This window comes from Streptomyces sp. NPDC029044 (assembly GCF_040637495.1).
Lineage (GTDB): Bacteria > Actinomycetota > Actinomycetes > Streptomycetales > Streptomycetaceae > Streptomyces.
Map to the genome: position 1 here is coordinate 21,467 of NZ_JBEZWN010000079.1, position 9,383 is coordinate 30,849.

Genomic DNA, 9,383 nt, shown 5'->3' on the forward strand with positions numbered 1-9,383 from the left:
CCGGTCCGGCCAGCGCTCACCCCAGGTGCGTCGGCGCGAACATCCGCAGCACGGCCGGGAGCAGGACCACCGAGGGCCCGGGCGCCCGGAGCGCCTTGGCGAGGTCCTGCTCCAGGTTCTCCGGGGTCGTCCGCACCCCGGGCACGCCGAAGGACTCCGCCAGGGCCACGTAGTCGGGCCGGGTCAGTTCGGTCGCGGTCGCCTCACCGAACGCGTCGTTCATGTACTCGCGCAGGATGCCGTAGCCGCCGTCGTCGACGATCAGCCAGGTGACGTCCAGGTCGTACTGGCGGGCCGTCGCCAGCTCGGCGATCGAGTACAGGGCTCCTCCGTCGCCGGAGACGGCGAGGACCGGGCGGGTCGGGTCGGCCGCCGCCGCGCCGAGTGCGGCGGGGAAGGCGTAGCCGAGGCCCCCGGCGCCCTGCGCGGAGTGCATGTGGTTGGGACCCTTGGCGTCGAAGGCCGACCAGGCCCAGTAGGCGAGGATCGTCATGTCCCAGAAGGACGGCGAGTCGGCGGGCAGCGCCTTGCGGACGGAGGCCAGCACCTCCTGTTCCAGGGTGAGTTCCTGGGACGCGATGCGGTCGGCGACCTTCGCGAGCAGCTCCCGGACCCGGTCCGCCGCCGTCACGTCCTCGCGGGCCGGGACCGTCTCCAGCAGCGCCTGCAACGCGAGGCGGGCGTCCGCGTGGATGCCCAGCGCCGGGTGGTTGGACTCCAGCTTGCCGAGGTCGGCCTCGATCTGGATCACCCGGCCGCGCGGCTTGAACGTGTGGTAGTTCGAGGAGAGTTCGCCAAGACCCGAGCCGACGACCAGGAGGACGTCGGCGTCCTCCAGGAAGTCGGTGGTGTGCCGGTCCTCGATCCACGACTGGAGCGACAGCGGGTGCTTCCAGGGGAACGCGCCCTTGCCGCCGGGGGTGGTGACGACCGGCGCCCGGAGCCGCTCCGCCAGCTGCTTCAGCTTGCCCGAGGCGTCCGCCCGGACCACTCCCCCGCCGGCGATGATCGCCGGGCGGGCGGCCTTCGACAGCAGGTCGGCGGCCACGGCCGTCAGTTCGGGGCGCGGCGGCAGTTCCTCGGGGAAGGCGTCGCCGCCCGTCACCACCGGGATCGCCGTCTCGGCGAGCAGCACGTCCTGCGGGATCTCCACCCACACCGGGCCGTGCGGGGCCGACAGGGCCGACGTCCAGGCCGCCTCGATCGCCGAGGGGATCTGCGACTGGGTGCGGACGGTGTGGACGGACTTGACCACGCCCCGGAACGAGGCGGCCTGGTCCGGGAGTTCGTGGAGGTAGCCGTGCCGGCCACCGCCCAGGCCCGCCGTCGGGACCTGGCTGCTGATCGCCAGCACGGGCGCGGAGGCGGCAGCGGCCTCCTGGAGCGCGGCCAGGGAGGTCAGCGCGCCCGGGCCGGTCGAGAGCAGCAGCGGCGCGGCCTCACCGGTGATCCGGCCGTAGGCGTCCGCCGCGAACCCGGCGTTGTTCTCCACCCGCAGACCGATGTACCTCAGGTCGGAGCGGCGCAGCGCGTCGAACATGCCGAGGGCGTGCTGGCCGGGCAGCCCGAAGACGGTCGTCGCGCCGAGCCCGGCCAGTGTCTCCACGACCAGGTCTCCGCCGGTGCGGCCGGGAGGAGGGTTGAGGGCGGCCTCCGTCTGGGCGGGCGTGGGGCGGAGCACCAGGTCGTGGTCGTGAGTCACTTCGCTTCCGAGTCCTTCCGGGCCGCGGCGATCTGGCGCGACATGATCGTGGTCAGTTCGTAGGCGGTGTGGGAGGCCGCCACCGATGTGATCTCCGCGTGGTCGTACGCGGGGGCCACCTCGACGACATCGGCCGACACCAGGTTGCAGGATGCCAGGCCGCGCAGGATCTCCAGCAGTTCGCGGGAGGTCATGCCGCCGGCCTCGGGGGTGCCGGTGCCGGGTGCGTGGGCCGGGTCGAGGCAGTCGATGTCGATGGAGATGTACAGCGGCCGGTCGCCGATGCGCTGGCGGAGCTGGTCGGCGACCTCGTCGGCACCGCGCCGGTAGACGTCGGCCGAGGTGACGATGCCGAAGCCCATCTTCTCGTCGTCGGTCAGGTCCTGCTTGCCGTAGAGCGGGCCGCGGGTGCCGACGTGGGACAGGGCGGACGTGTCGAGGATGCCCTCCTCGACCGCGCGGCGGAACGGGGTGCCGTGGGTGTACTCGGCGCCGAAGTAGGTGTCCCAGGTGTCGAGGTGGGCGTCGAAGTGCAGCAGGGCGACCGGGCCGTGCTTCTTCGCGACCGAGCGCAGCAGGGGCAGCGCGATGGTGTGGTCGCCGCCGAGGGTCATCAGGCGGGCACCGGTGCCGAGCAGGTCGTCGGCGGCGGCCTCGACGGTCTCGACGGCCTCGTTGATGTTGAACGGGTTCACGGCGATGTCGCCGCCGTCCGCGACCTGGGCGAGGGCGAACGGGGAGGCGTCCTGCGCGGGGTTGTACGGGCGCAGCAGCCGGGAGGCCTCACGGATCGCGTTGCCGCCGAAGCGGGCGCCCGGCCGGTACGAGACGCCCGAGTCGAACGGAACGCCCACCACGGCGACATCGGCCCGGCCGACCTCGTCCAGCCGCGGCAGCCGGGCGAAGGTCGCCGGTCCCGCGTACCGCGGAACGCGGGAGGAGTCGACGGGCCCGCGCGGAGTCTCGTTGCTGCTCATGAAGAAATGCCTTCTTTCCTACGCTTCATCGCGTATGTACTGCTTGCCCTATGACTTTACCGGGATGCCGGGACGGGTTCGGACGCGAGTTCGGGAAACCGGCCGGTGAGCCGCTCGCGCCAGGCGCTGAGGACGGCGGCGTCGGTGGCGGGGGTGGCCAGGGACACGGCCAGGTAGGCGGCGAGGGAGGCGAGCAGGCCGTAGTAGACGGGCTCGTTGGCGAGGATGCCGTACGTCGCCATGAGCACGATGACCGCGAGTCCGCCGACCACGACGGAGGCCAGGGCGCCGTGGACCGTGCCCCGCTTCCAGACCAGACCGCCGAGGATCGGCACCAGCAGTCCGCCGACGAGGAGGTTGTAGGCGACGGTCAGGGCCTCCACGACGTTGTCGATCGCGATGGCCGTGGCGATCACCGCCAGACCCATGAGCAGGATGAAGGCCCGGTTGCCCGTCACCTCGTCGCGTTCCCCCTCGGCGGGCCTCCCCCGCAGCCGGGACCAGATGTCGTTGTTGGCGACGGTGGCGCAGGCGATCAGCGCGCCCGAGGACGTCGACATCACCGCGGCGAGCGCGGCGGCCAGCACCAGGCCGCGCACTCCGACGGGCAGTTCGTCCTTGACGATGGTCGCGAAGGCGTCGTCCGCACTGCCGAGCTTCGGGTACAGCACCCTGGCCGCGGTCCCGATGACGGCACCGGCGAGGGCGTAGGCGAGGCAGTAGGTGCCGGCGACGGTCCCGCCCCACTGGGCGGTCCGGTCGCTGCGGGCGGTGAAGACGCGCTGCCAGATGTCCTGCCCGATGAGCATGCCGAAGGTGTAGATCAGCACGTAGGTGAAGATCGTCTCGCCGCCGATGCCCAGCGGGTCGAAGTACTCGGTGGGCAGCTGGGCCTTCATCTCGCCGAACCCGCCGGCCTTCACGACGGCGATGGGCAGCAGCAGGAGCAGCACGCCGACGGTCTTCACCACGAACTGCACCATGTCGGTCAGCGTGATCGACCACATGCCGCCGAGGGTGGAGTACGCGACGACGATCGAGCCGCCGAGGACGATGGCGGCCGTGCGGTGCATGTCGAACAGGACGTCGAAGATCGTGGCGTACGCGATGGTCGAGGTGACCGCGAGCATCAGCGTGTACGCCCACATGACGACACCGGAGATGATCCCGGCCCGGCCGCCGCCGTAGCGCAGGTCGAGCATCTCGGAGACGGTGTAGACCTTCAGCCGGGCGATGCGGGCGGAGAAGAAGACGGACAGGGCGAGCAGGCCGAGGCCGATGGTGAAGACCATCCAGGCGCCGGACAGCCCGTACTGGTAGCCGAGGCCCACGCCGCCGATGGTGGAGGCGCCGCCGAGGACGATGGCCGCCATGGTGCCGGAGTACAGGAACGGGCCGAGGCGGCGGCCGGCCACGAGGAACTCGCTCTTGGAGCGGGCGCGGCGCATGCCCCACCAGCCCATCGCGAGCATGCCGGCCAGGTACACGACGATGACGGTGTAGTCGAGGGCCACGGGGCCTCCTTCGATCGGTCTCGCCGACGGGGAACGAGGACTGACCCTAGGTGGCCGGAAAGCGACTGCGAAGTGTACGTTTCATCCATCCGATCCGGTGCCGGATGGAGGGAACGTACATCATGCCGGACCCGGTCCAGCCGAAGCCGGCCCCGAGCGTGAACCGGCCGCCGGAGACGGTCCCGCCCACCCCGCCCGTACCGCTGACCGCGCTGCTGGCCCGCGAGGACCTGGCGCTGCGGCAGCTCGCCGGGCCGCCCGCCGAGGACGTCGTCATCCACTGGGTGCACACCTCGGAGATGGCGGACCCGTATCCGTACCTCCTCGGCGGGGAACTGCTGCTCTCGGCCGGCGTGCACATCCCGGAGGCGGCGGGCCCGGCGACCGCCTACTTCGACGACTACGTCGCCCGGATCACGGCGGCCGGCGGCGCCGCCCTCGGCTTCGGGGTGGCGCCGGTGCACGACACGGTGCCGGAGGCCCTGGTCGCGGCCTGTGCGGCACACGGCCTGCCGCTGCTGGAGGTGCCGCCCCGGACCACCTTCTCCGGTGTGGCCCGCGCGGTCTGGCAGCTGATGGCCCGGGCCCGTCTCGCCGAGCTCCGCCGCGTCACCGAGGCCCAGCAGAGCCTCGCCGCCGCCGCGTCCCGCCCCGACCCCGTCCCGTCGGTGCTGCGCCGACTCGCGCAGCGGCTGAGCGGGTGGGCGGTGCTGTACGGGCCGGAGGGGACGGAGATCGCGCGGGCGGGGCGGGAGCCGGGCGGCGAGGTGCGCGGGGCGCTCACGCGGCTGGCGGAGGTCGTACGGCCGGGCGACGGCCCGGGGGAACGCTCCGCCCCCGCCTCCGCGACCGACACCGTGGCGGGCAGCCACCTCGCCGCCTACGCCCTCGGCGCCGGGCACGGCTTCGTGCTGGGGGTGGCCGAGCCCGAACGGGCGGCCGGGGACCACACCATCGCCTCCGCCGCCGCCGTCCTGCTGTCGCTGCTCACCGGCGAGCAGCAGAGCGGCACGGGTGCGGCCCGTTCCTCCGCGCTGGTGCGGCTGCTGCTGGGCGCGCCGCCCGAGGAGGTGGCGCCACTGCTCGGCGACGGGCCGTGGACCGTCGTGCACGCCCGCCCGGACGGTGACGACACCCCCGAGCCCCTCGCGGCCTCGGCCCTGGGCGCCACGCTCGGCTCCGCCCTGGTCGACCCCTCGGGCGACGTCGTACGCGTCCTGGTCCCGGCCGGCCGGGCACCGGCCCCGCTGCCCGGCTGGACCCTGGGCGTCAGCGCCGCCGTCGCCCCGCACGACTGGCCCGCCGCCGACACCCAGGCCGCCCGCGCCCTGGCCCGGGCCCGCGCCACCCGGACCCCGCTGCTCCGGCACGGCTCGCGTCCCGCGCTGGCCGACCTCGTCCCGTCCGGCGAGGCGGCGGCGCACGCCGAGGCCCTGCTCGCCCCCGTCGCGGCCCACCCGGCGCTCACCGAGACCCTGCGCACCTGGCTCTCCCTGCACGGCAGCTGGGACCGCACCGCCGTCGCCCTGTCCGTGCACCGCAACACCGTGCGGCAGCGCATCGCCCGCTGCGCGAGGCTGCTGGAGACGGACCTGGACGACCCGGACGTACGGATGGAACTGTGGTTCGCCCTGCGCCGGATGTGATGAGGCAAGCGGATCCGGGGGCGAGTGGATCTGAGTACGTGAGCGGTGTCCCGCTGAGTACGTGACGCACGTCCCAGCGCTCGATACGCCAGGGACGCCCACAGTCGGCTGCCTCACAATGGGTGCCATGCCGATATCCGGGACACCCAGCCGCGCCGAACTCGTCGAACACCTCGTCAGGACGCGCATCGCGGGCGACGTCGCCACTCCCCGCGAGAACAACCTCTCCCACTACCGCAAGCTGGCGAACAGCGACCGCCACTACTGGCTCGGGCTGGAACTCGGCGACCGCTGGAGCGACGAGCAGGACGTCCTCGCGGTGATGGCGGAGCGGGTCGGCGTGAACGACGACCCCGAATACCGGTACGGCCAGGACACCATCGACCCGGAGCTGACCGTCGACGGTCTGGAGCGGATGGCCGGGCGGCTGCGCAAGGCGGCGGACGGGCAGCAGCGCGTCCTCTTCGCCACCGGCCACCCCGGCGGCCTCCTCGACGTGCACCGCGCGACCGCGGCGGCGCTGCGCGCGGCCGGCTGCGAGATCGTCGTCATCCCGGACGGGCTGACCACGGAGGAGGGCTACGTCATGCAGTTCGCGGACGTGGCGGTCCTGGAGCACGGCGCCACCCTGTGGCACACCCACTCGGGCGAACCGATGAAGGCGATCCTGACGGCCCTGGAGCGCGCGGGCCGCCCGCTGCCCGACCTGGTGGTCGCCGACCACGGCTGGGCCGGCTACGCGGGACAGCACGGAGTGGACTCCGTGGGCTACGCCGACTGCAACGACCCGGCCCTCTTCATCGGCGAGGCGGAGGGCACCGTGCAGGTGACGGTCCCCCTCGACGACCACGTGGTCAGCCCGCGCCACTACGACCCGATGACGGCGTACCTGCTGTCGGCGGCCGGGCTGGACTGACCGACAGCCCCGGGCCGGCCGGGCTCGTCGTCCCCTCGCCGAGGTCGGTACGGCAAACGCCGGGCCGGCCTCGACGCATCCCCGTCAGCGGGGAACGCGCACCACACCCTCCTGGATGACCGACACGGCGAGCCGGCCGTCCTGGGTGTAGATGCGGGCCTGACCGAGGCCGCGACCGCCGGACGCCGAGGGGGACTCCTGGTCGTACAGCAGCCATTCGTCGGCGCGGAAGGGCCGGTGGAACCACATGGCGTGGTCCAGGGACGCCCCCACGACGTCGCCGACCGCCCAGCCGCCGCGGCCGTGTGCGAGCAGGACCGAGTCGAGCAGGGTCATGTCGGAGACGTAGGTGGCGAGGACGATGTGCAGCAGGGCGTTGTCGACGGGACCGTCGAGCTTGCCGTTGGTGCGGAACCACACCTGGGAGTGCGGCTCGCGAGGCTGCCCGAACTGCCCGTAGGGCGGCTCCTCGACGTAGCGCAGGTCGATGGCCTCACGGGCGGCGAGGAAGTGCTCGACGACCTTGGGGTCGAGGTGGTCGTAGCCGCGGAAGCGCTCCTGCGAGGTGGGCAGCGCCGCCGGGTCCGGGGCGGGCGGCATGGGCGTCTGGTGGTCCATGCCCTCCTCGTGCTCCTGGAAGGACGCGGACAGCGAGAAGATCGGCCGGCCGTGCTGGACCGCGACCACCCGGCGGGTGGTGAAGGAGCGGCCGTCGCGGATGCGCTCGACGTTGTAGACGATGGGCGCGCCGGGGTCGCCCATGCGCAGGAAGTACGCGTGGAGCGAGTGGGGCGGCCGGTCCGCCGGGACGGTCCGCCCGGCGGCGACCAGCGCCTGGGCCGCGACCTGGCCGCCGAAGACCCGGGGGACCACGGCGGACCGGGACTGGCCGCGGAAGATGTTCTCCTCGATCGGCTCGAGGTCGAGCAGATCGAGGAGATCCTGGAGTGCCTGGCTCATGAAGTCAGTTGTATACGCCAGTGATTGCGGGGGCCTTACAGGCCCATGTCCTTGGCGATGATCGACTTCATGATCTCGCTCGTGCCGCCGTAGATGCGGTTGACGCGGTTGTCCGCGTACAGGCGGGCGATGGGGTACTCGTTCATGAAGCCGTAGCCGCCGTGCAGCTGGAGGCAGCGGTCGATGACGCGGTGGGCGACCTCGGTGCAGAACAGCTTCGCGGAGGCGGCCTCGGCGGGGGTGAGCTCACCGGCGTCCAGCGCCTCGGTCGCGCGGTCGGCGACGGCCTCGGCGGCGTCCACCTCGGCCTGGCAGGCGGCCAGCTCGAACTTGGTGTTCTGGAAGGACGCGACCGTCTTGCCGAAGACGGTGCGGTCCTGGACGTACTGCTTGGCGAACCGGACGGCGGCCTTGGCCTGGGCGTAGGCGCCGAAGGCGATGCCCCAGCGCTCGGAGGCCAGGTTGTGACCGAGGTAGTAGAAGCCCTTGTTCTCCTCGCCGAGGAGGTCCTCGACGGGCACCTTGACGTCGACGAACGCCAGCTCGGCGGTGTCGGAGGTCTTCAGGCCGAGCTTGTCGAGCTTGCGGCCGACGGAGTAGCCCTCGGACTTGGTGTCCACGGCGAAGAGGGAGATGCCGTGGCGGCGGTCCTCGGCGGTCGGGGCGGAGGTGCGGGCGCAGACGATCATGCGGTCGGCGTGCACGCCGCCGGTGATGAAGGTCTTGGCGCCGTTGAGGACGTAGTGGGTGCCGTCCTCGCTGAGCTTGGCGGTGGACTTCATGCCCGCGAGGTCGGAACCGGTGCCCGGCTCCGTCATCGCGATGGCCCACATCTCCTCGCCGGAGACGAACTTGGGCAGGAACCGCTTCTTCTGCTCGTCGGTGGCGAGCATCTTGATGTACGGCAGGGCGAGCAGCACGTGCACGCCGGAACCGCCGAAGGCGACGCCCGCGCGAGCGGTCTCCTCGTAGAGAACGGCCTCGAACTTGTGGCTCTCCAGGCCCGCGCCGCCGAACTCCTCGGGGACATTGATGCCGAAGATGCCCAGCTCACCGAGCTTGTAGTAGAAGTCGCGGGGCGCCTGGCCCGCCGCGAACCACTCGTCGTACACGGGTACGACCTCGGCCTCGATGAAGGCGCGAAGGGTCTCCCGGAACGCCTCGTGATCCTCGTTGAACACCGTACGGCGCACGCCGCCACCTCCACGACTCCGCATGTCTAAGCGCTTGCTCAGCCAAAGATACCGGCGAGTATCGAGACGCGTCCAGGGTGCGGCCGGGGTGGACGGGGTAACGCTCGTCACCCCGGGAGGGGGTAGGGGTGGGGGTGAGGCTCGCGGGTGGGGTTTGGGGGTGCGCGGGGCGGAGCCCCGGGGTGCAGGGGGCGGAGCCCCGGGGTGCAGGGGGCGGAGCCCCGGGGTGCAGGGGGCGGAGCCCCCGCCGGGGTACGGGGCGGAGCCCCGGGGCGAGACCGGCCTCCTGGCCGACAGTTCCGGGCGGAGTGCGGGGCGGAGCCCCGTGACGGGTCCGGCCTCCCGGCCGACAGTTCCGGGCGGAGTGCGGGGCGGAGCCCCGCGACGGGTCCGGCCTCCCGGCCGACAGTTCCGGGCGGGCGGGTGGGAAACCCCCGGGGTGGGGGGGGGGGGCCCCCCCCCCGCCCCGAGATAG

General features: G+C 72.7%; 7 protein-coding genes. 2 read left to right on the forward strand and 5 right to left on the reverse strand.

Annotated features, from left to right (window positions below):
• Positions 1-16: 16 nt before the first annotated feature.
• The 3 genes from AB0E85_RS35425 to AB0E85_RS35435 are packed head-to-tail and all read right to left on the reverse strand — an operon-like array spanning position 17 to position 4,193.
• On the reverse strand, positions 17-1,702 hold the full coding sequence (locus AB0E85_RS35425; protein WP_361936272.1) for a thiamine pyrophosphate-binding protein: 1,686 nt from the start codon (positions 1,700-1,702) through the stop codon (positions 17-19).
• The gene (gene speB / locus AB0E85_RS35430) at positions 1,699-2,679 is read right to left on the reverse strand and encodes an agmatinase (RefSeq protein WP_030838119.1); all 981 of its coding nucleotides are present in this window, start codon (positions 2,677-2,679) and stop codon (positions 1,699-1,701) included. The genes AB0E85_RS35425 and speB overlap by 4 nt, the downstream gene beginning before the upstream one ends.
• A 56-nt stretch (positions 2,680-2,735) precedes the next feature.
• Positions 2,736-4,193 (reverse strand): sodium:solute symporter, encoded by a 1,458-nt coding sequence (locus AB0E85_RS35435; RefSeq protein WP_361936275.1) that lies wholly within the window; start codon positions 4,191-4,193, stop codon positions 2,736-2,738.
• A gap of 122 nt (positions 4,194-4,315) precedes the next feature.
• Here AB0E85_RS35435 and AB0E85_RS35440 point away from each other — a divergent pair, with 122 nt between their 5' ends.
• Both AB0E85_RS35440 and AB0E85_RS35445 read left to right on the forward strand, forming a co-directional pair.
• A complete protein-coding gene (locus AB0E85_RS35440; RefSeq protein ID WP_361936278.1) occupies positions 4,316-5,839 on the forward strand; it encodes a PucR family transcriptional regulator ligand-binding domain-containing protein in 1,524 nt (507 codons plus the stop codon).
• Between the two features lie 127 nt (positions 5,840-5,966).
• A complete protein-coding gene (locus tag AB0E85_RS35445; RefSeq protein ID WP_361936281.1) occupies positions 5,967-6,755 on the forward strand; it encodes a phosphatase in 789 nt (262 codons plus the stop codon).
• Between the two features lie 84 nt (positions 6,756-6,839).
• Here AB0E85_RS35445 and AB0E85_RS35450 read toward each other — a convergent pair whose 3' ends face one another.
• Positions 6,840-7,715: an acyl-CoA thioesterase II gene (locus AB0E85_RS35450; protein ID WP_361936284.1), complete on the reverse strand. Its 876-nt coding sequence runs from the start codon at positions 7,713-7,715 to the stop codon at positions 6,840-6,842.
• A 35-nt stretch (positions 7,716-7,750) separates the two neighbouring features.
• Positions 7,751-8,908 carry an acyl-CoA dehydrogenase family protein gene (locus AB0E85_RS35455; RefSeq protein WP_351633086.1) on the reverse strand — a complete coding sequence of 386 codons (1,158 nt, stop codon included), beginning with the start codon at positions 8,906-8,908 and terminating at the stop codon, positions 7,751-7,753.
• Between the last annotated feature and the right edge of the window lie 475 nt (positions 8,909-9,383).